The sequence below is a fragment of the Pseudomonas sp. fls2-241-R2A-110 genome, assembly GCF_030209165.1.
In the GTDB taxonomy this organism is placed as follows: Bacteria; Pseudomonadota; Gammaproteobacteria; order Pseudomonadales; family Pseudomonadaceae; genus Aquipseudomonas.
In genome coordinates this window covers 1-22,360 of the sequence record NZ_JARVSN010000002.1, presented here as the reverse complement: position 1 = coordinate 22,360, position 22,360 = coordinate 1, and the positions used below count along the sequence as shown (strand labels likewise).

General features: G+C 59.1%; 18 protein-coding genes and 1 pseudogene. 9 read left to right on the top strand and 10 right to left on the bottom strand.

Annotated features, from left to right (window positions below; translation table 11 throughout):
* Positions 1-89 precede the first annotated feature (89 nt).
* Positions 90-1,007, top strand: a complete 918-nt coding sequence (metR, locus tag QRN31_RS00500; RefSeq protein ID WP_008155262.1) for a transcriptional regulator MetR — start codon at positions 90-92, stop codon at positions 1,005-1,007.
* A 131-nt stretch (positions 1,008-1,138) separates the two neighbouring features.
* Here the strand turns inward: metR and QRN31_RS00495 are convergent, their stop codons facing one another.
* From QRN31_RS00495 to nosR, 4 genes are all read right to left on the bottom strand, one after another.
* Positions 1,139-1,636: a GNAT family N-acetyltransferase gene (locus QRN31_RS00495; RefSeq protein WP_285429652.1), complete on the bottom strand. Its 498-nt coding sequence runs from the start codon at positions 1,634-1,636 to the stop codon at positions 1,139-1,141.
* A gap of 2 nt (positions 1,637-1,638) precedes the next feature.
* Positions 1,639-2,277, bottom strand: coding sequence for a LysE family translocator (locus QRN31_RS00490; protein WP_285429481.1), 639 nt, complete (start codon positions 2,275-2,277; stop codon positions 1,639-1,641).
* A gap of 25 nt (positions 2,278-2,302) precedes the next feature.
* Positions 2,303-2,737 (bottom strand): NUDIX hydrolase, encoded by a 435-nt coding sequence (locus tag QRN31_RS00485; RefSeq protein ID WP_285429480.1) that lies wholly within the window; start codon positions 2,735-2,737, stop codon positions 2,303-2,305.
* Positions 2,738-2,927: 190 nt separating this feature from the next.
* On the bottom strand, positions 2,928-4,307 hold the full coding sequence (gene nosR / locus QRN31_RS00480; protein WP_285429479.1) for a response regulator c-di-GMP phosphodiesterase, NosR family: 1,380 nt from the start codon (positions 4,305-4,307) through the stop codon (positions 2,928-2,930).
* 264 nt (positions 4,308-4,571) lie between these two features.
* Here nosR and QRN31_RS00475 point away from each other — a divergent pair, with 264 nt between their 5' ends.
* Genes QRN31_RS00475 through QRN31_RS00455 form a run of 5 tightly spaced genes read left to right on the top strand, consistent with a single transcriptional unit; the run spans position 4,572 to position 12,955 of the window.
* Positions 4,572-6,869 (top strand): GGDEF/EAL domain-containing response regulator, encoded by a 2,298-nt coding sequence (locus QRN31_RS00475; RefSeq protein ID WP_285429478.1) that lies wholly within the window; start codon positions 4,572-4,574, stop codon positions 6,867-6,869.
* Entirely contained in the window at positions 6,866-8,740 is a 1,875-nt protein-coding gene (locus QRN31_RS00470) for an EAL domain-containing protein (protein WP_285429477.1), read from the top strand. The genes QRN31_RS00475 and QRN31_RS00470 overlap by 4 nt, the downstream gene beginning before the upstream one ends.
* Before the next feature lie 44 nt (positions 8,741-8,784).
* Positions 8,785-9,744 carry a cytochrome-c peroxidase gene (locus QRN31_RS00465; protein WP_285429476.1) on the top strand — a complete coding sequence of 320 codons (960 nt, stop codon included), beginning with the start codon at positions 8,785-8,787 and terminating at the stop codon, positions 9,742-9,744.
* Positions 9,741-11,552, top strand: coding sequence for a DAHL domain-containing sensor histidine kinase (locus tag QRN31_RS00460; protein ID WP_285429475.1), 1,812 nt, complete (start codon positions 9,741-9,743; stop codon positions 11,550-11,552). The genes QRN31_RS00465 and QRN31_RS00460 overlap by 4 nt, the downstream gene beginning before the upstream one ends.
* A complete protein-coding gene (locus QRN31_RS00455) occupies positions 11,549-12,955 on the top strand; it encodes an ATP-binding protein (RefSeq protein ID WP_285429474.1) in 1,407 nt (468 codons plus the stop codon). The genes QRN31_RS00460 and QRN31_RS00455 overlap by 4 nt, the downstream gene beginning before the upstream one ends.
* A 38-nt stretch (positions 12,956-12,993) precedes the next feature.
* Here QRN31_RS00455 and QRN31_RS31485 read toward each other — a convergent pair whose 3' ends face one another.
* From QRN31_RS31485 to QRN31_RS00445, 3 genes and pseudogenes are all read right to left on the bottom strand, one after another.
* Positions 12,994-13,176 carry a hypothetical protein gene (locus QRN31_RS31485; protein ID WP_502942432.1) on the bottom strand — a complete coding sequence of 61 codons (183 nt, stop codon included), beginning with the start codon at positions 13,174-13,176 and terminating at the stop codon, positions 12,994-12,996.
* A gap of 34 nt (positions 13,177-13,210) precedes the next feature.
* Positions 13,211-13,567: pseudogene (locus QRN31_RS31480) on the bottom strand (amino acid permease); the annotation flags it as partial.
* A 216-nt stretch (positions 13,568-13,783) separates the two neighbouring features.
* A complete protein-coding gene (locus tag QRN31_RS00445; RefSeq protein WP_285429473.1) occupies positions 13,784-14,605 on the bottom strand; it encodes a carbon-nitrogen hydrolase family protein in 822 nt (273 codons plus the stop codon).
* Positions 14,606-14,729: 124 nt separating this feature from the next.
* Here QRN31_RS00445 and QRN31_RS00440 point away from each other — a divergent pair, with 124 nt between their 5' ends.
* Entirely contained in the window at positions 14,730-15,530 is an 801-nt protein-coding gene (locus QRN31_RS00440) for a helix-turn-helix transcriptional regulator (protein WP_285429472.1), read from the top strand.
* A gap of 191 nt (positions 15,531-15,721) precedes the next feature.
* Positions 15,722-17,341: an FMN-binding glutamate synthase family protein gene (locus QRN31_RS00435; RefSeq protein WP_285429471.1), complete on the top strand. Its 1,620-nt coding sequence runs from the start codon at positions 15,722-15,724 to the stop codon at positions 17,339-17,341.
* Here QRN31_RS00435 and QRN31_RS00430 read toward each other — a convergent pair.
* The 3 genes from QRN31_RS00430 to QRN31_RS00420 all read right to left on the bottom strand — a co-directional run bounded on the left by QRN31_RS00430 (position 17,250) and on the right by QRN31_RS00420 (position 20,866).
* Positions 17,250-18,872, bottom strand: a complete 1,623-nt coding sequence (locus tag QRN31_RS00430) for a glycosyltransferase family 39 protein (protein WP_285429470.1) — start codon at positions 18,870-18,872, stop codon at positions 17,250-17,252. The two genes, QRN31_RS00435 and QRN31_RS00430, sit on opposite strands and share 92 nt — an antisense overlap.
* Positions 18,869-19,243: a GtrA family protein gene (locus tag QRN31_RS00425; RefSeq protein WP_285429469.1), complete on the bottom strand. Its 375-nt coding sequence runs from the start codon at positions 19,241-19,243 to the stop codon at positions 18,869-18,871. Before QRN31_RS00425 ends, QRN31_RS00430 begins: the two co-directional genes overlap by 4 nt.
* Before the next feature lie 117 nt (positions 19,244-19,360).
* The gene (locus QRN31_RS00420; protein ID WP_285429468.1) at positions 19,361-20,866 is read right to left on the bottom strand and encodes a glucosyltransferase domain-containing protein; all 1,506 of its coding nucleotides are present in this window, start codon (positions 20,864-20,866) and stop codon (positions 19,361-19,363) included.
* Positions 20,867-21,115: 249 nt separating this feature from the next.
* Between QRN31_RS00420 and QRN31_RS00415 the strand changes: the two genes are divergently transcribed.
* The gene (locus QRN31_RS00415; protein ID WP_285429467.1) at positions 21,116-22,240 is read left to right on the top strand and encodes an OpgC family protein; all 1,125 of its coding nucleotides are present in this window, start codon (positions 21,116-21,118) and stop codon (positions 22,238-22,240) included.
* Positions 22,241-22,360 lie beyond the last annotated feature (120 nt).

The window sequence follows — 22,360 nt, the reverse complement described above, 5'->3', positions numbered from 1 at the left end:
AACATGGCGCTATTGTCGACAGCCAACCCAACATGAGACAAACTCAACCTTTTCGTGTTCATCACAAGTTTTCCTCATGGAGCAATCCGGTGCTTGAAATCCGTCACCTGAAGACCTTGCACGCCTTGCGCGAAGCCGACAGCCTGGTCGACGCCGCCGACCGGCTGCACCTGACGCAGTCAGCCCTGTCCCACCAGTTCAAGGAACTTGAAGAGCGCATGGGCATGCCTCTGTTCGTGCGCAAGACCAAACCGGTGCGTTTCACCAGTGCCGGTTTGCGCCTGCTGCAACTGGCCGACGCGACCTTGCCGCTGCTGCGTGGTGCCGAACGTGATATCGCACGCCTGGCGGGCGGTACGGCGGGTCGCTTGCACATGGCGATCGAGTGCCACAGTTGTTTCCAGTGGCTGATGCCGACCATCGACCAGTTCCGCGATGCCTGGCCGGAAGTCGAGCTGGACCTGGCTTCGGGCTTCTCCTTCGCCCCGCTGCCGGCCCTGGCCCGTGGGGATCTGGATCTGGTGGTGACTTCCGATCCGTTGGAACTGGCCGGGATCACCTATGTGCCGTTGTTCACCTATGAAGCGATGCTCGCGGTCGCCAACCAGCACCGCTTGGCGAGCAAGGCTTACATCGTTCCGGAAGACCTGCTCACGGAAACGCTGATCACCTACCCGGTGGAACGCGATCGACTGGACATCTTCACCCGCTTCCTGGAACCCGCCGACATCGAACCGGCGCAGGTCCGCACCTCGGAACTGACGGTGATGATGATGCAATTGGTGGCCAGCGGGCGCGGCGTCTGCGGCATGCCGCATTGGGCGCTGCATGAATACAGCTCACGCGGCTATGTGAAGGCCAAGCGGCTGGGCGAGAAGGGATTGTTTGCGACGCTGTATGCGGGGATTCGCGCAGACATGCTGGATGCGCCGTACATGCGCGATTTCTTGCTGACGGCCAAGGACACGTCGTTCTCGACCCTGGACGGGGTCAGCGCCGTCCGCTAGCGCTAGCGATCATTCCCACGCTCCGCGTGGGAATGCCGCCAGGGACGCTCCGCGTTCCGCTTCACGAACTGACGCAGAGCGTCAGAGGATGCATTCCCACGCAGAGCGTGGGAACGATCATTGCGGTGGGTTCAGAGCTCGCGCCACATGTGGATTTTGTCGAAGTAGTCTTCGCCCACGCGTACGGCCATCGGTTCGAGTCCGTACTGAATGAAGCCGCAGCGTTGGTACAGGTTGAACGCCGCCTCGTTGCCCGCGGTGACGGTCAGCTGGATCAGCTTCAGGCGTTCATGGTTCTGCGCCTCGGCCAGTGCCGTCTGCACCAGGCGATAACCCAACCCGCGCTGCCGGACCTTGCCGGACACGTACATGCCGAACAGCGTTGCCTTGTGCCAGGCCTTTTGCCGAGGTTCGAAGGCGAGGCCGACGATGCCCACCAGCTTGCCCTCTTCGAACGCCCCGAACACCACCTCCAGCTTGCCGGTCAGGCGCGACTCCCACCAACTCAGCGGCATCGTGGCGCGCTCGCGCACGCTTGAGGTGAACGCCTGCGGGTGCAGGTCGTAGGCTTCAAGCATCAGGGCGCGATAGTCCAGGGCATGGCTGGCATCCAGTCGCTCAATCCACATGGTCAAGCCATCCGCCGCTGCTCAAGCATCAGTCGCACCGCCAGCGCTGACAGGACAAAGCCCATGAAATAGCGTTGCACCGCCAGCCAGGACGGGTTGTTGACGAACCAGGACGCGATGCCCGCCGCAAACATCGCGATCAGCAGATTGACGCTGAAACTGACGCTGATCTGGGTCAGGCCCAGCACGATGCTCTGGGTGAACACCGAACCGTGCTCAGGGGTGATGAATTGCGGAAACACCGACAGGTAAAACACCGCGATCTTCGGGTTCAGCGCACTGGTGAGAAAGCCCATGGTGATCAGTTTGCGCGACGAGTCCGGCGGCAATTGCTGCGCTTCGAACGGCGAACGCGCGCCGGGTTTGATGGCCTGCCAGGCCAGCCACAGCAGGTACAGCGCGCCCGCCCACTTGAGCACTTCATAGGCCATCGGCACGGCCAGAAACACCGCCGTCAAGCCAGCGGCGGCGGCAAACAAATGCACGAAAAATCCCGCGACTACGCCAAGCAACGAGGTCACGCCGGCCTTGCGCCCCTGACAGATCGAGCGGGAAATCAGGTAGATCATGTTCGGCCCCGGCGTCAGTACCATCAACAGTGCGGCGGCAGCGAAAATCAGCAAGTCTTGTAGCGGGATCATGGGGGCAATCCTAGTCCGTGAATGATCAGGTGGTCGCGGTCAGCGAAGCTCGATAAAACGGCAGGATCAGGTCCCGTGTCAATGGCGCCAGTGTGAGATCGCCGTCGGTGGCCGGATCAATCCAGCGCACCTCTTCGATCTCGGCGGCAGGCGACACGTCTGCGTCGATGCTCAGCTGAAAGAGTTCGGCCTGGACCACATAGCCCGGCTCGTTGGCGGCCGGAGCCGAAAACGGTCCCAGATACTGCGCGCGGGCGGGGTCGATGCGCAGGCCCAATTCTTCTTCCAGTTCACGGGCCAGGGCCTGGACCGGTTGCTCATGGGGCTCGATCTTGCCACCGGGTTGCATAAACGCTGCGGTGCCGCGCTTGCGCACCAGCAAAGTGCGACCGTCGGGACCGATCAACAGGGCGGCAGCAATGCGGATGATGCGGGGGGAAGCGGCGGATAAAAGCGTCATGAATGTAAAAGTGCCTGGGATGAAAGGCGTAAAGGATCACATGGGCACGGGTTCTGCGTCACCCCGAAATTCCCCTGCAAAGCACGACAGCGCCCTTTGTGGGAGCGAGCCTGCTCGCGATGAACGATGACGCGGTAAACCTGAAAAAATGCGTCGTCAGCATCGCGAGCAGGCTCGCTCCCACACCGGATCAGTGCTGCGGCTGAGCAGTCTCCAGCGCCCCAAGAGTCACGCCCTCCACGTCCTCCGGCACTTTCACGAAAATGCTGTATTTCGCCCCTTCCATCGCCTCGAAAGCGATCAGCTTCTCTATCAGCGGCCCACTCATCACCTTGCCCGCGTTGAGCAGCAACATGCCGTTATCGGCATTTAGGTTGCGTGCCAGCAGCATGCCGGCAGCCAGGTCACGGGTGGTCAGCACTTTGACCGTCGGATCGGCCAGCGAGACGTCGCTCAGGTAAGCGGCGCAGACCTGAATGAAGTCCTCGACCAGATCCGGGTCATACAGTCGCCCGGCGTACTGTCGGATATAGACCAGCGCTTCATCGCTGTTCATCTGGCGTTCAAGGATCAGTCCGCGCTGCAACTCGATGAAATCCACCGCCAGTTTCAGCCAGCGCGATCCGAGCGGAATCGCCTCGCCCTTGAGCCGGTCGGGGAACCCGCTGCCATCCCAGCGCTCCTGATGGTGAAGGATCAAGCGCGCCGCATCCTTCATCGGGTCGAGGGTCATCAGCAACGATTCGCTTTGCTTCGGATAACCGCGATAGCGCTCGCGATCGGTGTGGTGCAGCAGGTCCGATGGCGCACTTATCATGCTGTCGGTCCAGCTCAGCTTGCCGATGTTGTAGAGCGCTGCGGCCATGGTCAGGTCGCGGGTGCTGCCCTCGTCCACGCCGTGGAGTTTGCAGTACACCCGCACCAGTTCAATGATTTGCCGGTTCGTCTGCTTGGCAGGCGGCAAGCGCAGGTTGGCCAGCAACGAGAACACCTCGGTGCCGGTGACATAGCTGTGTTTGAGCTCTTCGTACGCCAGGTCGAGCATGTCGGCGGTCTGCTGCAGCTCGGAAGTACGAGCCGCGACGTGTTTTTCCAGGGTCGCGTTCAAGACCTTCAATTCTTCGTTGCGATGCCACGTCTCGCGTTCCAGGCGCAACCGTTCACGCTCGGAGTGCTGGTAGGCCAGCGACTGTCGCAACGTCAGGAGCAATTCCTCATCGTGCCAGGGTTTGCTGATGTAACGGTCAATCTGGCCTTCGTTGATGGCTTTGACGATCGTTGTCAGGTCGGCGTACCCGGTCAACAAAATGCGCAGCGTATCGGGATAGTGCTGGTGAATGTGCGCCAGCAGCGTCGCACCGTCCATATTGGGCATACGCGCATCGCTCATCACCAGGTCGACGGGCTCGAGCGCCATGATTTCCAGCGCCTGGGCACCGCTGGTGGCCAATAACACTTCGTAGGGCTGGCCGCGTAAAAGTCGACGCAAACTGTTGAGGATTGATTCCTCATCGTCGACCAGTAACACCCTGGGTCTATCGGTGATCGTGGGGGGGAGTTGCTCTTCCATGGCATAACCTCAAGCGAAGCGGGTACATCGTGCGTCAGGTCGCAGCCAAACAATCCCCTTTGGCCACGCCTGAGATACAGGCTAGATGATTTTGCACACTTGTTCTGGAAATGATTCGTTTCAGTCGGGTAGGCGAAGTGCTGTACAGGAGACTATGCTGCATTCACTCGGATCCATTATTTGTAACGCATGGCCACGTGATCAGGGAAAGGATGCCCCTATGAGTACATCACACCGCACTGCATCCGTTCCGGCCGTACGCATATGAGTACGCTGCTGGCGCGAACCAATCGTCGGATTCTCATCGTCGACGACACCGCTTCGATCCATGCGGACTTCATCAAGATCCTCAGTCCGCCATCGATCGATGACGAAGACCTGACCAACGCCGAAAAAGCCCTGTTCGGGATGCAAGCAACGGCAGTACTGCAAAGCTTCGTGCTCGATTCGGCGTTTCAGGGCCTTGAAGCCCTGCGCAAGGTCGAGCAAGCACTGGCCAACGACCTGCCCTACGCGCTGGCGTTCATCGACATGCGCATGCCGCCAGGCTGGGACGGTCTGGAAACCATTGAACGGCTGTGGCAGGTCGATCCCAAGTTGCAAGTGGCCCTGTGCACCGCCTATTCCGACTATTCCTGGGAAGACATCGATGAACGCCTGGAGCTGGGCGATCGGTTGCTGATTCTGAAAAAACCCTTCGACGCCATTGAAATCCGTCAGATAGCCAGTGCCCTGACCGCCAAATGGCAGATGACCGAAGACGCGGCGCTGAAGATGTCGTTGCTGGAGCAGGCGGTCGAGGAACGCACCCGGGAGCTGTCCGATGCCAACATCATCGTGCAGAACAGCCCGACCATCTTGTATCGCCTGCGCGGCGAACCCTCGTTTCCGCTGATGTACATCTCCCACAACATCACCAAGTACGGTCACGTCGCGGCGAACCTGGTCGCCTCGGCCAACTGGGCCCGGGAGCTGATTCATCCCGACGATCAACCGAAAGTCGACACGGCGATGGCTCGAGTGCTGGACCGTCACGCGGCGGGTGCCTCCATCGAGTTCCGCATGCGCACCGGCGACGGTGCCTGGCGCTGGGTGGAGAACCGCTATATCCCGGTGCGCGACGATGAAGGACGCTTGCTGGAAGTCGAAGGCATCATCATCGACGTCACCGAGCGCAAAGTCGCCGAAGAGAAAATCGCCCTGCTGGCCCGCACCGACGGACTGACCGGGCTGGCCAACCGGGCCACCCTGATCGAGCGCTTGCACCAGGCGTTCGCCGCCGCCCGTCGGGGGGCCACACCGTTCGCGATGTTCTACCTGGACCTGGATCACTTCAAACGGATCAACGACACCCTCGGTCATCCGGTGGGCGACCTGTTGCTGCAAGAGGTGTCCCGACGCATCAAGGCCTGCGTGCGGGAAAACGATGTGGTCGCGCGCCTCGGCGGCGACGAGTTCGCCATCCTGCAACTGGACGTCAGCGACCCGACTCATTCCGCGGCGCTGGCCGCCAAGGTCCGCGATGCCCTGGTGCTGCCCTACTTGCTCGCCAGCAACGACGTGCGCGTTTCCGTGAGCATCGGCATCAGCAGCTACTCGCCGCTCATTACCAGTGCCGACGGTCTGCTAAGCCAGGCTGACATGGCGCTCTACCGCTCCAAGGAACAAGGCCGAAACCAGTACCACTTCTATTCCGAGGAGATCAATCAGGAGGTGGTCGAACGCATGACCATCGCCAGCGACTTGAAAGACGCCATCAAGCATGAAGAGCTAGAGCTCAATTACTGGCCCGAAGTGGAACTGAGCAGCGGCAAGATCCTCGGCATGGAAGCCCAGGTCATCTGGAATCACCCCGAACGCGGCTTGCTGGAAGGACCGGCGTTCTTGCCGGCGGCGGAAAAAACCGGCGCCATTATCGCCCTCGGTCACTGGGTACTGGATCGCGCCTGCCAGCAAATGCGCCAGTGGCGCGATGAAGGCATGGCGCCGCCGGTCATTGCCATCAAGCTGTCACTGGCCCAGCTCAAGAGTGGTCCCGAGCTGATCTATGACGTACTGCGCACCACCGCGCGCTATGAACTGTGCCCCTGGGACCTGCGTTTCGATGTCACCGAAGCGACCCTGGCCCAGACCAAGTGGACCCACAACGACGTGCTGCCGCGCCTGCGTGAGCTGGGGGTGAAGATCGCCATCGACGACTTCGGCACCGAATATTCCTCGTTCGACTACCTCAAGACTTACCAGGTCAATCACCTGAAACTCGCCCAGGAGTTTATCGACACCGCGGCCCGGGATCCGGCTTGCGCCAACACATTGCGCGCCATCATCAATTTCGCTCGAGAAGTAGGGATCGGAATCATTGCTGAAGGTGTCGAAACCCAGGAACAGCGTAGTTCGCTGATGGCCACAGGCTCGCCAATGAACGCACAGGGTTACTTCTTCAGCAAAGCGGTCAGCAGCCAGCAGGCCGCTCACTTGCTCAAAGCCGGCAGTATCATGCCCGCCAGCTTTCAAACCGGACCGATCCGGGACAACCCGCACTCTACGGAGGACAAGGGATGAAAACGTCCTCCGTGCAGACCAACCGGCGCATCCTGATCATTGATGACACGCCCTCGATCCATCAGGACTTTCGCAAGATCCTCGGCCCCGACACCGAAGACGAACAGTCTCTGGCCGGCACTGAAGAAGCGCTGTTCGGCACGCCCAAGCCTGACCGGCTGACGTTCCAGCTCGACTCGGCCTATCAGGGCAAGGAAGCGCTCGAACTGGTCAAGCGTGCCCAGGCCGAAGGTCGCCCCTACGCAATGGCCTTCACCGACATGCGCATGCCGCCGGGTTGGGACGGCCTGGAAACCGTCGAACAACTCTGGAAGGTCGACCCGCATCTGCAAATCGCCCTGTGCACGGCCTTCTCGGATTACAGCTGGGAAGAAATGGCCGAGCGGCTCGAGTATGGCGACCAATTGCTGGTGTTGAAAAAACCTTTCGACAGTGTGGAAATCCGCCAGATGGCCAGCGCCCTGACCTGGAAATGGCAGATGACCCAGGACGCCGAGACGAAAGTGCAAAGCCTGGAGCAAACCATCGAGGCACGCGTCCACGAACTACTCAAGGTGTCTCACCTGCTGCAATACGACGTGTTGACCGAGCTGCCCAACAGCACACTGCTCGGTGATCGGCTGAACCAGTCCCTGGCATTGTCCCGCCGCCATGACAAGCAATTGGCGGTGATGTTTGTGGGCCTTGACCGCTTCAAGCGCATCAACAATGCATTGGGGCACCCGGCCGGTGACGAAATGCTCAAACGGGTCGGGCAGAACCTGGTGGCTACGGTGCGCGAGTCCGACTCGGTGTTTCGCTATGGCTCTGACGAGTTCGTGGTGATCCTGGCCGATATCCGCCACCCGCAACAAACCAAAGGCATCGCCGAAAAAATCCTGAGCGCCATTCGCGCTCCCCAGCACATCGCCGGCCATGACCTGAGCGTGACCGCCAGCCTGGGCATCAGCATTTATCCCGATGACGGCTTCGATGCCATCGCGCTGATCAAGAAAGCCGAAACCGCGATGCGCAATATCAAGGAAATCGGCCCGAACGACTTCAGCTTCTTCCTCGACGAAATGAACCAGCGCGCCCGGGATCAACAAAGCATCGAAACAGGGATTCGCCTGGCACTGGAGCGCGACGAATTTGTGCTGCATTACCAGCCCAAGCTCGACCTCGGCACGGGTCAGGTGGTGGGTGCCGAAGCCTTGATTCGCTGGCTCAAGCCCGGGCATGGCCTGGTTTACCCGACTGACTTCATCGGTGTCGCCGAAGACAGCGGCCTGATCGTGCCGTTGAGCAAATGGGTACTGGCCCAGGCCTGTCGTCAAGCCTGCGCCTGGCAGGCCGCGGGCCTGCCCAAGCTGTGCATGTCGGTGAATGTATCGGCCATCGATTTTCGTCAGCGAGGTTTCGTCGAAGGCATTGAACAAGTCCTTGAACAAACCGGCCTGGACCCTTCATTGCTGGAACTGGAAATCACCGAAGGGGTGTTGATGCAGAACGTCGATGCCACCGTCTCCGCCCTGAACCGCATAAAAGACTTGGGTGTGCGGCTGGCCATCGACGACTTCGGCACCGGTTATTCCAGCCTGAGTTACCTGCGACGGTTCCCCATCAACGTGCTGAAAATCGACCAGTCGTTCATTCGCGGCCTGACCCGCGACAGCAGCGATGCGGCATTGGTCAGCGCGATCATCAGCCTGGGCAAGAGCCTCAAGCTGACCATCATCGCCGAAGGGGTGGAAACCCTCGAGCAACTGGATTTTCTAAAGGCTCATCAATGCGAGGAAGGCCAGGGTTATTACTTCAGCAAAGCCGTCGAGCCGGACGCCTTTGTGCAGTACATGACGTCGGTGAAGTCTCCCCCGTTCGCAGCCACCTGACCGATTTGAAGCGACGCTTCGGCCATCCGCCAAGGAATCATAAGATGTCGCCATTGCTGTACTGCCTGCTGCTGGTGCCTTTGCTCGGACTCAGTGCGGGCGCGGTCTGCGAGCCGCTGAATGAACCGCTCAAACCGCTGCCGGCCGCTCCAGAACAAAACCCGCAGCGCGTCGAACTGGGTCGCCAGTTGTTCAATGAGACCCGATTGTCGGTCAACAACAGCCTGTCCTGCGCCAGCTGTCATCACCTGGAAAACGGTGGCGCCGATGACAAGGCATTTTCCATTGGCTTCAACGGCCAGCCAGTGACAATCAACACCCCCAGCGTATTCAACGCCGGCTTGAACTTCCGACAGTTCTGGAACGGTCGCGCCGACACCCTGGAAACCCAGGTCCACACCGTGGTGCAAAGCCCCAGTGAGATGGGCAGCAACTGGGAACACGTGGTGCAGACCCTGTCGGCCGACCCGGCGTATCACCGCGCATTTGCCGACGCCTACCCGGACGGCGTGACCCAGCCCAATGTGCAAAATGCCCTGGCCACCTACGAGCGCACACTGCTCAGTTCAAACTCGCGTTTCGACCAATACCTGAAAGGCAATACCGACATTCTCACGATCGAAGAAAAATACGGTTACCAACGCTTCAAGGATTACGGCTGCATCACCTGCCATCAAGGCGTCAACATCGGCGGCAACATGTTCCAGAAGTTCGGCGTGATGGGTGATTACTTCAAGATGCGGGGTAACCCGACCGAAACCGACCTGGGGCGCTATCTGGTGACCAAGGACGAAGAGGACCGCAACGTGTTCAAGGTTCCAAGCCTGCGTAACGTCGCCGTGACCGCGCCGTACTTTCACGACGGCTCGGCCAAAACCCTCGAGGACGCCGTGGACGTGATGTTCACCTTTCAGCTGGGACGCATCCCCTCCGCAGACGACAAGGGCCTGATCATCCAGTTCCTCAAGACCCTGACCGGTGAATGGGAAGGCAAACCCTTATGAAAATGTCCCATCGCAGCAGCCTGGCACTCCTCGGCATCGCGGCGCTGTTACTGGCCTCGATGCTGTTGTTTCTGTACCTCAAATCCAGCTCGAACCAAACGCTGACCTACACTGAATCCCGGTATCTGATTTCCCGGATGAAACAGCTGAACGCGCAATGGGAAACGGAAATCCTCAAGGCCCGGATAGACACCAACCACAACTACGATCCCCTGGTCACGCCGCTGACCGAGATGACTCAGTTGTGGGAGCGGTTCGACACGATGGAGTCCAGTCACGGCCGCAACGATTCCCCCCTCTGGCGCGCCAGCCATGATGCCTATCTGAGCGCTTTCGAGGAAAAGTCCCGGCTGGTGGAACAGTTCAAATCGCACAATGCCGTCTTGCGCAACTCCCTGGCGTTTCTGCCGACCGCCGAAGATGACATTCAGCAACCCCTTGCCCAGTTGCTGGACAGCGACAAACTGCAGCTGCAAAACATTGCCACCGACACCTATGACCTGCTGCTCAGCGGCCTGGAATTTGCCCAGGTCACCTCTGATGACAAAGCCGCCGACATCCTGGTGGGCCTGAACAAACTGAGCGTGAACAAGTTGAGCCTGCCGGAGGAGTTCCACCGTCCGATCGATATCCTGAGCAATCACGTCGCGCTGATCCTGCGGGAACAGCCGGTGGTCAACCGCTTGCTGGAAAACATCGAAGCCATTCCCGTGGCCGAACGGCTGGACGACATCACCGACCTGCTGAACAAGGATCAACAGCAGGCCGTCGCGATCGATCAGCGCTACCACTTCTACATGCTGGTGTTTTCCGTGCTGTTGGTGATGTTGCTGGTGTACATGGCGATTCACTTGATGCGCAGTTTCACGGTGATCAACCGCGTCAACAAAGCCCTGCAAACCGCCAATGACGACCTCGAACACCGGGTCGAAGAACGCACCCGCGAGCTCAAGGATACCCAGAGTGAACTGCTCGATACCGCACGCCTGGCTGGCATGGCCGAGATCGCTACCAATGTGTTGCACAACGTCGGCAACGTGCTCAACAGCGTGAACATCTCGGCAGACCTGGTCTCGCGCAAACTGCGCAGCAGCAAGGCTCAAGGTCTCGGCAAGGCGATGCAGCTGATCAACGCCTATCCTGGCGACATTGGCACGTTCCTGACCCTGGACGAGAAAGGCAAATTACTGCCCGGCTACCTGAACCAACTGGTCGAAGCCATTGCGCTCGAACAACACAGCATGACCGACGAACTCGCCCAACTGACCAAGAGCGTCGATCACATCAAGGACATTGTCGCCACCCAGCAGTCCTATGCCGGAGCCAACAACCTGACGGAACCGCTGCACATCAGCGAGTTGCTCGAAGACGCCCTGCGCATGAATTCCGGCGCCCTGACCCGGCACCACGTGACGGTGATCAAGGAGTACAACGACGTGCCGCAGGTCATGGGGGACAAGCATCGGTTGCTATTGATCCTGATCAACCTGATCAGCAACGCAAAATACGCCATGTCCGACCTCAGCAATCGCCCGCGACAAATGACACTTGGGGTGAAAATTATTGAAGACGCGACCCTGCAGATCAGCGTCAAGGATGATGGCGAAGGCATCGCGCCGGAAAACATGACGCGAATCTTTGCTCACGGATTTACCACCCGCAAGGAAGGTCACGGCTTCGGCCTGCACAGTTGCGCCCTGGCGGCTATCGAGATGAACGGCCACCTCAGCGCGCACAGCGACGGGCCTGGAAAAGGGGCGCTGTTCACCCTGCAGATCCCGCTGAAAACCGTTACGGAGCAGGCATGAACGAACCTTCGAACCGACGCATTCTGCTGATCGACGACACGCCGTCCATTCACGAGGACTTTCGCAAGATCCTCACGCCCGTGGCGGTGCAGCAAGTCGAACTGGACGAAATGGAAGCCGCGCTGTTTGGCATTGAAGTCAAAGCCGCGGGTACCCTGTTCGAACTGGACTCGGCTTACGGCGGCCAGGAAGGCCTGGAACTTCTCAACCAGGCCTTGCAGCAAAACCGCCCGTACGCCCTCGCCTTCGTCGACATGCGCATGCCCGAAGGCTGGGACGGCGCGCAGACCATCGAACACTTGTGGCGGCAAGACCCGCACCTGCAAGTGGTGGTGTGTACCGCGTATTCCGACTATTCCTGGGATGAACTGCTGGAGCGTCTACACGCACATGACCGCTTGCTGATCCTGAAAAAACCGTTCGACAACATCGAAGTCCAGCAGATGGCCAACACCCTGCTGACCAAGTGGGAAATGACTGAACGGGCCTCTGTGCAGATGAGCAATCTGGAGCACCTGGTTAACCTGCGCACGGCCGAGTTCAAAGAGGCCAGCGTGGCGTTGCAGCGAGAAATTGACGAGCGCAAACAGCTTGAATCGCAATTGGTGCAATCGGAAAAACTCGCCTCCCTCGGTCAGTTGGCGGCCGGCGTCGCCCATGAAATCAACAACCCCATCGGCTTTATTTCCTCCAACCTCGGCAGCCTCGAGGGTTACTTCAAGCAACTGCAGGCCATGCTCGATGCCTATCGCGATGCCGAAGAGGCGATTGGCTCAAGCGAGGTGCTCGAACGGCTTGGGCAATTACGCGAACGGGTCGAGCTGGAGTTTCTGCGCGAGGACATTCCGTTACTGATCAAGGAATCCAAGGACGGCATCAACCGCGTCGGGCAGATCGTCAAGGACCTGAAGGACTTCTCCCGCGTGGACTCGAATCAGGAATGGCAGTGGACCAATCTGCAACAGGGCATCGAATCGACCCTGAACATCGTCGCCAATGAACTCAAGTACAAGGCCGATGTGCTGAAGGAATATCAGGTGTTGCCCGACATCGAGTGCCTGCCGTCGCAAATCAATCAGGTGATCATGAACCTGATCGTCAACGCGTCGCAGGCAATGGGACCGCAACGCGGCACCATTACATTGCGTACCGGGGTTGAGGAGCAAAAGGTCTGGATCGAGGTGGCAGACACCGGCTCGGGTATCGCGCCGGACACCCTGCAAAAAATATTCGACCCCTTCTTCACCACCAAACCGGTGGGCCAAGGGACGGGGCTGGGCTTGTCCCTGTCCTATGGCATTGTGAAGAAGCACCGGGGGGATATCACAGTGCGTAGCGAGGTGGGTGCCGGGAGCACGTTCCGGGTCGAGTTGCCCATGCACCAGACAAAACCCGCCGCCTGAACACCGTCGCTCCCACAGGGTTATGCAGTGTCCGGAGGTCAGGTGGCTTCCTGGAAATCCATCTCCGGAGGCTGGCGGCGGAAACCACTGGTCAACACCGCCAGGTACGCCACGCCAATCGCCAGCCAGCTCAAGCCCAGGTAAATCGCCAGGTGATCGAGGCTGACCATCAGCCACAAATCGGCGGCCAGGCCAATGAACGGGAACAACAGGAACAGCACGAACTCACGCAGCCCCTTCTTTTCACCGCCGCTGCGGCACAGCCGGGAACGCGGAGTTGAGGTAAGCCGCACCGATCAGCCAGATTGCCATCGGCAGGAACAGGTAATCGAGCAGCACGGCCCACCCGGCGATAAATCCGAGTTTGGGGCTGATCGCTTTGCGCACATAACTGTAGGCGGAACCGGCGACGGGGAACGCCGACGCCATTCGGCCGTAGTTCATGGCCGTGAAAAACATCGCCACCAGCGCCGCCAGGTACGCGGCCGGCACCATGCCGGCGGTGGATTGAGCGAGGATGCCAAAAGTGCCGAGCACAATGATCGGCGTCATGTAGGCAATGCCGAACAGCACCACCGAACCCAATGACAGGGTGCGTTGCAAACGAGCCATGAGCGACTACTCCGAATTTATTAGATTTATGGCAGAGCCGAGTTCGGCGCTAAATGATCGTTCCCACGCTCTGCGTGGGAATGCAGCCGGGGACGCTCCGCGTCCCAAAAGCGGACGCGGAGCGTCCGTTGATGCATTCCCACGCGGAGCGTGGGAACGATCGGTCATCTTCAGTTTTTAGGATCGGTCATCTTCAGTTTTTAGGATCAGTCATCTTCAGTTTTTAGGAATCAGCAACTCCCGAACGCCAGAAGTCTGCTCGACGATTTCCCCCGGCAACTTCAGCCGTTGATCATCCAGGTACCGATAGTCCTTACGTGCCGCTTCCAACTGGCTGAAATCCAGTTCAACCGCAAACTGCCCCTCCTCCCGTCCGGCTTCGAACAGCAACGTGCCCAGCGGATCCACCAGCGCACTGCCACCGGCAAATACCAGCCCGTCGTCGCTGTCTTTCACGCGGTTGACCATCAGCGCGAACGCCTGGTTTTCCTGGGCCCGGGCCATGATCGCGGTGCGGTGAGTCGGGCCGTAAGGGTCCATGTTGCCGTTGGTGACGATCAGCAGTTCGGCGCCCAGCTGCGCCAGGGCGCGGGCGGTTTCCGGGAACTCAATGTCGTAGCAAATCAGCAGGCCGACCCGCACGCCGTTCCACTGGCAGGTGGCGTAACGGTCACCGGCCTCGAACACGCCGCGATCCGAAGCCCACAAGTGCGTCTTGCGGTATTTCAGCGCGATGCCCTCGGGAGTAATCAGCAGCGTGGTGTTGTAGAAACGGCCGTTGTCGTTCTCGGCCATGCCGATCACCACCGCGATGTTGCGTTCGCGGGCAGCCGCCACAATGGCGCTGACAGTAGGCCCGTTGAGCGGTTCAGCGGTCTGGTCCACGGTGGCGGCGGTGGGAAAGCCCATCAGGTGGGTTTCCGGGAAGACGATCAGTTGTGTGTCGCCAGCGCAGGCAGCAATCGCCGCCAAGGCGCGTTCGAGGTTGTACGCAGTGCCGTTGTCACGGCCCGCCAACTGGGCGAGTTCGACTTTCATGGGGAGTCCTTGTGATGGGCCGGGCGGCAGAAAGATTGCCCGGTCTGTGTCTGTGCGCCAGTATGCGCAGCAAGCAGCGGGCCGGGGAATCACGCCGCTGGGGTAACCCGATAGGGGTAGAGGCATGACACTTTCGTTAGACGACATCGCTTGGCACCGCTCGGTCGGACAACTGATCGACGCGCTGGACAAGCCCAATTTCTGGACGCAACTGGTGCGCCTGCTGGATCAGTACGTGACCTTCGACAGCTGGGTGGCCCTGCTTTTCAGCGCCGACCAGCACCCGCAAGTGTTCGCCGAATGCCCCGGACTGGACGGCAGCCCGGATCAGCTCTTCCAGGATTACCTGCGCGGCCTGTACTTGCTGGATCCGTTCTACATCGCCTGCCGTGAGCAATCGCGCACCGGCCTCTATCGGTTGTCGGAAGTGGCGCCGGAGCACTTCGAGCTGACCGAGTATTACCAGCGCTACTTTCGTCTGAATGTCGTGGCCGATGAAATCCAGTTCAATTGCCAGCTCGAAGGCGACCGCACGCTGTGCCTGTCACTGGGCAGCCAGCAGCGTTTCAGTGGCCAGCAGATTGCCTTGTTGTCGCTGATCCAGCCTTGGGTGCTGGGCCTGTTGCGCCAACGCCTGCCCTACGAAATCAACGAAGTCGTGGCCCTTGCGCCCACCCCGCCGCAGGGTGACTGGCGGGTGCAACTGGAGGCTTCGGTGCAGCAACTCAAAGGCACGCAATTGACTGCGCGAGAACTGGACGTCGGCCGTTTGATGCTCAGCGGTTGCTCCAGTAAAGAAATCGCCCGTAAGCTGGAAATCTCTGTAGAAACCGTGAAAGTCCATAAGAAACACATGTACAGCAAGTTGGGGATCAAATCCCAGTCCGAGCTGTTTTCGATTTTTCTCCAGGCGCAGAATGCCTGATTAGACAGTGCATTGCTTTTCTGTGGGAGCGAGCCTGCTCCGGGCGGCGTTCCGACGATCGCGGTCTTTCATTCAGCATTGATGTCGACTGAACCACCGCAATCGCGAGCAGGCTCACTCCTACAAGGATCTGTGTTTGTATCCATGCCTCTGTGCGTTGAAATTATTGAGTCCGAACCCAAGGAAACCGTATGAGCCTGTCACTCCTGAGCCGCTACGCCTTCTTTGCCGCTTGCGTGATCTTCACCCTCGCCAGCCTGCCTTTTCTGCAACACGACTGGCTCTGGCCGATCACCGCCGTCACGGGCGTGCTCAGCCTGATCGGCCTTTTCGACCTGCTGCAAAGCCCCCACGCGGTGCGCCGCAACTACCCGATCCTGGGCAACATTCGCTACCTGGTGGAGGGCATTCGCCCGGAAATCCGCCAATACCTGCTCGAATCCGACAGCGACGCCCTGCCCTTCTCGCGGTCCCAGCGTTCACTGGTCTATTCGCGAGCCAAAAATGAAACCGCCGACAAACCGTTCGGCACGCTGATCGATGTTTATCAATCGGGTTTCGAATTCATTGGCCACTCCATGCGTCCGGCACCGTTGAGCGACCCGAGCGGTTTCCGGGTCATCGTCGGCGGCCCGCAGTGCACCCAGCCGTACTCGGCGTCGGTGTTCAACATCTCGGCGATGAGCTTCGGCTCGCTCAGCGCCAACGCCATTCGCGCGTTGAACCAGGGCGCCAAACTCGGCAACTTCGCCCACGACACGGGTGAAGGCAGCATCAGCGCCTATCACCGGGAAAACGGCGGCGACCTGACCTGGGAATTGGGCAGCGGCTATTTCGGCTGCCGCACCGCAGACGGACGCTTCGACCCGGAACGCTTCGCCGCCCAGGCGCAGACGCCGCAAGTGCGGATGATCGAAATCAAGATGAGCCAAGGGGCCAAACCCGGTCACGGCGGCATCCTGCCCAAGCACAAGGTCACCAAGGAAATCGCCGAAACCCGCGGCATTCTGATGGGCGAAGATTGCATCTCACCGTCGCGCCACAGCGCGTTTTCCACGCCGATCGAACTGATGCATTTCATCCAGCAATTGCGTGAGCTGTCCGGTGGAAAACCGGTGGGCTTCAAGTTCTGCCTCGGCCACCCGTGGGAATTCATGGGGATCGCCAAGGCCATGCTGGAAACCGGCATCCTCCCGGACTTCATCGTGGTCGACGGCAAGGAAGGCGGCACCGGCGCCGCCCCGGTGGAATTCACCGACCACATCGGCGTACCGATGCGCGAAGGCTTGTTGTTCGTGCACAACACCCTGGTGGGCCTGAACCTGCGCGACAAAATCAAACTGGGCGCCAGCGGCAAAATCGTCAGCGCCTTCGACATTGCCAGCGTGCTGGCCATCGGCGCCGATTGGGCCAACTCGGCACGCGGCTTCATGTTCGCCATCGGCTGCATCCAGTCGCAAAGCTGCCACACCAACAAATGCCCCACCGGTGTCGCCACACAGGACGCCTTGCGTCAGCGCGCTTTGGTAGTTCCGGACAAGGCACAGCGTGTCTTCAACTTCCACCGCAACACGCTCAAGGCCCTGGCGGAAATGCTCGCGGCGGCCGGGCTCGATCACCCGTCACAGTTGTCGGCCAAGCATCTGGTGCGACGCATGTCGGCGACCGAGATCAAGTTGTTCTCGCAGTTGCATGTGTTCTTGAAGCCGGGGGAATTGCTCACTGGGGAAGTGAACGGCGAGTTCTACTCGCGGATGTGGCAGATGGCGCGGGCGGATAGTTTTGAGCCGAATGAGGTGGTTGCTGCGTGAGAAATGGTTGCGCGTCAGCCCCGGGAGAGGTTGGCGCTGTATTGAGCGTGAACAGACGCGCTTCGACATACCCCTCCTTCAATGACAACTTTTGTTTCCAGCCTTTTGGAAACAGCCCGGAATGTTCAGCCCTGGTAAAACCCGTAATCCACCAAACCCTTTTGGCCGTCAGTTCCAAAGCCGAAAAATCATTGAAAGACCTATCGACTGCACGCTGAGAAACCAACGCCCAGCCGCCAAACCTGGAGGGCCCCCACGCTTCGCCAGTCGGGGACTTGTAAACGTAAATCCTCGGTTGGATGCCGCTCGTGTTGTAGTACATGAACGGCAAGTACCAAAACAATCCATCGATCACTATCACATCATCCGACCGGCTCTCTTGAGCGATGCCAGCCGCCAAGATGTCCAGCCGTCCCTGTTGTCGAACGTCTGTACCGCCCATCTCATCCGTCTGTGCGTATACCGCCCGCAATCCCTGAGATTCTCCAAAGACAAGCAGTGCCACAACGGCAAAGACAAGCGTCCTGGATCTGCGCCCCCATGCATCCAGAGCAAGTGCGACGATCAAGGGCAACGCGATAGCTGCGAACACAAGGTATCGAGCAAAAAATAACGGTTTGAACAGCGAAAGCAGCAATACGCACAGGACTGGCACCCAAAAATAGCTAACCAGCAACACTCTGTAATGACGCTTGGGCTGCTCTTCCACCATTACCAACACTGCGCAAGCAAGGATCAATAGTGTCGCCACGACACGCCACCAGGACAACGCTGGCACCGAATCACTTATCACTGTGAACTGCCAACCGGCTGTGAGCACACTCTGCCAAGTCAGACGTGGTATCCATTCGAGCCCTTCTCCCTGCAGCAGTTGGTGAGAGAGATTCGGTACCCAAGGAAGGTACAGCGCGACGATTGCACTGTTGGCCAGTACCCATGTGCGAATGGACAATCCGCGCGTCTGACACCAAAAAAGCCAATGCACCACAACGCACAGCGCTGCGAAATAATGCGTGTAAAAAGCAGCCGTCATCAGCAGCACATACAAGACCGCAAAGCGCTTTTGCTGCGGTGAATTGACCCAGCATACCAACGCCACGGTCGCGGCCATGAGCCAAAAACCGAGCAACGTATACATCCGGATTTCCTGGCTGTAACGAACCGATATAGGCAGCAATGCCAACAGCAGAGCAGCAATCCAGGTCGCCCTTCGTGTCGCCACCAGGCTCATCAATTTTATGCATAGCAACAATGTGCCTAAATCGGCCAGTGCACTCAGGGATCGGGCAGACAAGACACCATTACCGAACACCAGCATCCAGTAATGCAGCAACACATAGTAAAGCGGTGGATGAACATCCAGAGCCGTCGTGGACCAGATATACGAGGGCGATCCCTCGGCAAGGAACAGGCTATAGGCCTCGTCATACCAGACAGCGGGCACGCTAATAGCGTGGAACCTGACGATCAACGCAATGACCACCACCGAAATCAGTGCCGCTCTATCGGCAAATCGAGGCGATACCTTCACGCTTCACGCTCACTACACAGAACAAGTCTCGAAAAGAAGCATCCGCAGATCAGGCTCAACAACGAGAAAGATGCGACAGTCACCAGCCCGTGTATTTTCCAGACATCAGCGTAATGTCCGACCAGGTAACTCATTACCCCCATAAAGAACACATACACCAGATAACGAAGTGCAGACGCGCCGGCCTCAAAGGTGTAAAGCACGTGCACATAAAACGAGAATGTCGCGGCGACGCAAAATGCCGAAAAATTACTGGCGGCCTGACTGAACTCGGCCGCGGTGACGAGTACGTAAAACATCTGCCAATGAATCAGCGTATTGGCGACGCCAATTGCCGCAAAAGTGGAAAACTCTTTCCATAAAGCTTTCATGTCCGATCCTTGGCCTATTGCTGTTTCTGGGGTGTTTCAAACCTAAAGTCAGGGCCGATGGGCGTCTACTGTCAGAAATAACAGGTCGCGCACTCTCCCAGACCAACGGTCATGCATTCACCACACAAGCGCTTTAACCGGAACCGGTTCTTTCATAACGATGAAGCCGTAATCACCCAGCAGATAAATGCGATAGAACAGCGTGTCCACCAGCGGCGGATAACCCAGGTAGCCGACCCGCGTGGCATTGCGTCGTTCGTTTTCCCGGACCACGTTGGTGATGCCGGTTTTCGGCAGGTTTTCGGCGAGCATGTAGAAGTCGTTGTTCAACAAATAGTGCAACACCGGCATCTGCTTGAACGTCCCGGCAGCTGACACCAGCCAGTGGTCGGAGTACGTCACCGACAGGTAAATACGCTTGGCTTGGCGCAATGCCGGGCGGGAGGCGATGTCGGCACTCAGGGCAAACAGCGCCTGAGTCGCGAAGGTTTTTTGCTGTGTCAGTACTCGCCCGTAAGCGAAGGACAGCGAGAGCATTGCCAGCAAGGGGACCAGCAACAGCAGCGGCAGTTTTCCGTGTGCCGGCGCAAGCGCCAGATGGCTGAGGTAGAACAGCAGCACCAGCACCACAGCAAAGCCCATCAACGTTCGGGCGCCTTCGTTGAAGTCGCGGAAAAACAAGGTTGCGCCCGGCACCAGCAACATCAGCATGGGCAGAAGTAACAGACACAGCAGGCCGATCACGCTTTTCTTCAGGCCAGTGTCGGGTCGCTCCATCACGTGCTGCCCCACACGCACGGCACCCGCAATGGCGCACAACAACAATCCGGCGAACACCCAGGCCAACCCGCCATGAAACAGCAGCACGACTTTTTCCAGGACCCGCCCCGCATTCACCTCAATTTGCAGCAGCGGTGCCGCCGCCCCGTTCAAAAAACCGGTTCGGTTCTGAGTCATGTAGGAATAGGCCGTGGCGTAGTAGATCAACCAGGCCAGCACCGTCTGCGCGACTTTCCAGCCAATCATTGCGCGCCACGCCGGCCAGGGTAATTTGTCGTTGGCGCCGCGCAGCAACTCCAGACAACAGAGCCCGAGAAACACATTGATACTGACCTGATACAAGCCGGCGGCCAACGCGATCAGCACGGCCGGCACGACCCATCGCCGGACGGGTGAAGGGCTTCGATAGGTGATCGCGTAAATCACCGCGACAACGCTCAGCGCCATGGTCGGCCCGTCATATTGATAGGACAGGTTCTGCAGAAAAAACGGGGTGTACCAAAGTGGCAACACCACCAGGCAATGGGCAAGCGTCGGTTCAGGGAAGTAGTGGAACGTCAGGCGGGTCAACGCCGCACTCATGGCCAGCGTAACGACCAACAGGGGCAGCGGGAAGATATTGGGCGCGGCACCGCTGAATGTCAGGACGTTGTAGAACCATTGCGCGAACAGACGCCCCTCGCCCGCCCAGCCTGTGCCCGCGGCCAGGGTGCGCCAGTTGTCGTCGATGTAGGGAAAGTCCGCGAGGATCAACGGGAGGATGTAAATCAGCGTCGCAAAAAGAAACAACAGCCAGACCTGACGGCCGGTGAGCTCTTTGTCGAGCCATTCGCTGATCTTCATTCCGGCGCCTCTGGAGGAATTCCGCCTTCAATCGGTAGAGCTTTGAACTCTGACGTTACTCAGAGATAGCAGGCTTGCACGTCTTTTAGACAAGCGGTTGTTGGCCGGCGATGTCCAGAGACATCCCGTAATATCCACGCTTTGCAATTGACGGCGAATCCCTGCACCCTGCGCGCCGCCAATGTGCGGCGCGCCACCTTTTTTCAGCGCCGACCGCTTCTAATTCAACCCGTTCAAGAGCCCGTAGCCATGACGACTGAACGCGATCACCGAATCGACTTTTTCCGGGGCCTGGCGCTGATCTTCATTTTCTGGGATCACGTGCCCCACAACCCGCTGGGTCAAATCACCCTGCGCAATTTCGGCTTCAGCGATGCTGCGGAAATTTTCGTGTTTCTCGCCGGTTATGCAGCCGTCCTGGCCTACGGCAAGATCCTGGCGCGCGACGGATTTCTGATTGCCTGCGTGAAAATTCTGCGCCGCGCCTGGGTGTTGTATGTGGTGCATATTTTCCTGCTGGCGATGCTGATGGGCATTGTGTTCTTCGCCAACAGCCACGTGGAAACCCGCGACCTGGTCGAGGAAATGGGCCTGCATCACTTCATCACCAACCCGCAGCAAGCGTTGACGGATGAGTTGCTGTTGCGCTTCAAACCTAACCTGATGGACCCGTTGCCACTGTACATCGTGCTGCTGGCCGGGTTGCCGCTGGTGCTGCCGATGCTGGTGCGCAAGGCCTGGGCGGTGGTTGCGGTGTCGTTGACGGTGTACCTGCTGGCGCCGTCGTTTGGCTGGAACCTGGCGGCGATCAAGGATGGTGTGTGGTATTTCAATCCGGTCACGTGGCAGTTGCTGTTTGTGCTCGGCGGTGCCGCGGCGATTCATGGGCAGCGGCCACGGCAGGTCGACACTCGTCCGTTGCTGCGCCGGCCGTTGTTTGTCAGCGCGGCGGTGTATGTGGTGGTGACGGGTGTGATTACTGTCTTGTGGCGTTGGCCGCACATCCACGATGCGCTGATGCCGGCCAGTCTGAGTAATCTGCTGTACCCGATCAGCAAGACGGATCTGTCGCCCGTGCGGCTGTTGCATTTTCTGGCGTTGGCGTATGTGGCGGCGAAGCTGTTGCCGGACAGGGGCTGGACGCGCAACTGGCTGGCGCAGCAATGCTGTCGGATGGGGCGCTATTCGCTGGAGGTGTTTTGCCTCGGTGTGTTGCTGGCGCCATTGGCGGATATGGTCAATGCCATGACTGATGATGCCTTTGCCATGCAGGTTTTCACTGCGTTGGTGGGGGCTGGGTTGATGGGGTTGTTGGGGGGGTGGCTGGAGTTCAATAAGCGGTTGAATCGGGTGCCTTATGTTGCGGCGGTTTGAAGCGGAAAGGCTTTGGGGGTTGGGGTTGGGATTGGGATTGGGGGCATATCCGTTTTTGCGGTAACGGCGGCTATTGGTTCCGCTTTTACAGCGGGTCACTTGGAAAAGCCCCAAGTAACC

What these genes read in the sequence shown, in the direction of transcription:
- QRN31_RS00495 (WP_285429652.1), bottom strand. Translation starts at nt 1,636, where the DNA reads ATGTGGATTGAGCGACTGGATGCCAGCCATGCCCTGGACTATCGCGCC.
- QRN31_RS00490 (WP_285429481.1), bottom strand. Translation starts at nt 2,277, where the DNA reads ATGATCCCGCTACAAGACTTGCTGATTTTCGCTGCCGCCGCACTGTTG.
- QRN31_RS00485 (WP_285429480.1), bottom strand. Translation starts at nt 2,737, where the DNA reads ATGACGCTTTTATCCGCCGCTTCCCCCCGCATCATCCGCATTGCTGCC.
- nosR (WP_285429479.1), bottom strand. Translation starts at nt 4,307, where the DNA reads ATGGAAGAGCAACTCCCCCCCACGATCACCGATAGACCCAGGGTGTTA.
- QRN31_RS00475 (WP_285429478.1), top strand. Translation starts at nt 4,572, where the DNA reads ATGAGTACGCTGCTGGCGCGAACCAATCGTCGGATTCTCATCGTCGAC.
- QRN31_RS00470 (WP_285429477.1), top strand. Translation starts at nt 6,866, where the DNA reads ATGAAAACGTCCTCCGTGCAGACCAACCGGCGCATCCTGATCATTGAT.
- QRN31_RS00465 (WP_285429476.1), top strand. Translation starts at nt 8,785, where the DNA reads ATGTCGCCATTGCTGTACTGCCTGCTGCTGGTGCCTTTGCTCGGACTC.
- QRN31_RS00460 (WP_285429475.1), top strand. Translation starts at nt 9,741, where the DNA reads ATGAAAATGTCCCATCGCAGCAGCCTGGCACTCCTCGGCATCGCGGCG.
- QRN31_RS00455 (WP_285429474.1), top strand. Translation starts at nt 11,549, where the DNA reads ATGAACGAACCTTCGAACCGACGCATTCTGCTGATCGACGACACGCCG.
- QRN31_RS00445 (WP_285429473.1), bottom strand. Translation starts at nt 14,605, where the DNA reads ATGAAAGTCGAACTCGCCCAGTTGGCGGGCCGTGACAACGGCACTGCG.
- QRN31_RS00440 (WP_285429472.1), top strand. Translation starts at nt 14,730, where the DNA reads ATGACACTTTCGTTAGACGACATCGCTTGGCACCGCTCGGTCGGACAA.
- QRN31_RS00435 (WP_285429471.1), top strand. Translation starts at nt 15,722, where the DNA reads ATGAGCCTGTCACTCCTGAGCCGCTACGCCTTCTTTGCCGCTTGCGTG.
- QRN31_RS00425 (WP_285429469.1), bottom strand. Translation starts at nt 19,243, where the DNA reads ATGAAAGCTTTATGGAAAGAGTTTTCCACTTTTGCGGCAATTGGCGTC.
- QRN31_RS00420 (WP_285429468.1), bottom strand. Translation starts at nt 20,866, where the DNA reads ATGAAGATCAGCGAATGGCTCGACAAAGAGCTCACCGGCCGTCAGGTC.
- QRN31_RS00415 (WP_285429467.1), top strand. Translation starts at nt 21,116, where the DNA reads ATGACGACTGAACGCGATCACCGAATCGACTTTTTCCGGGGCCTGGCG.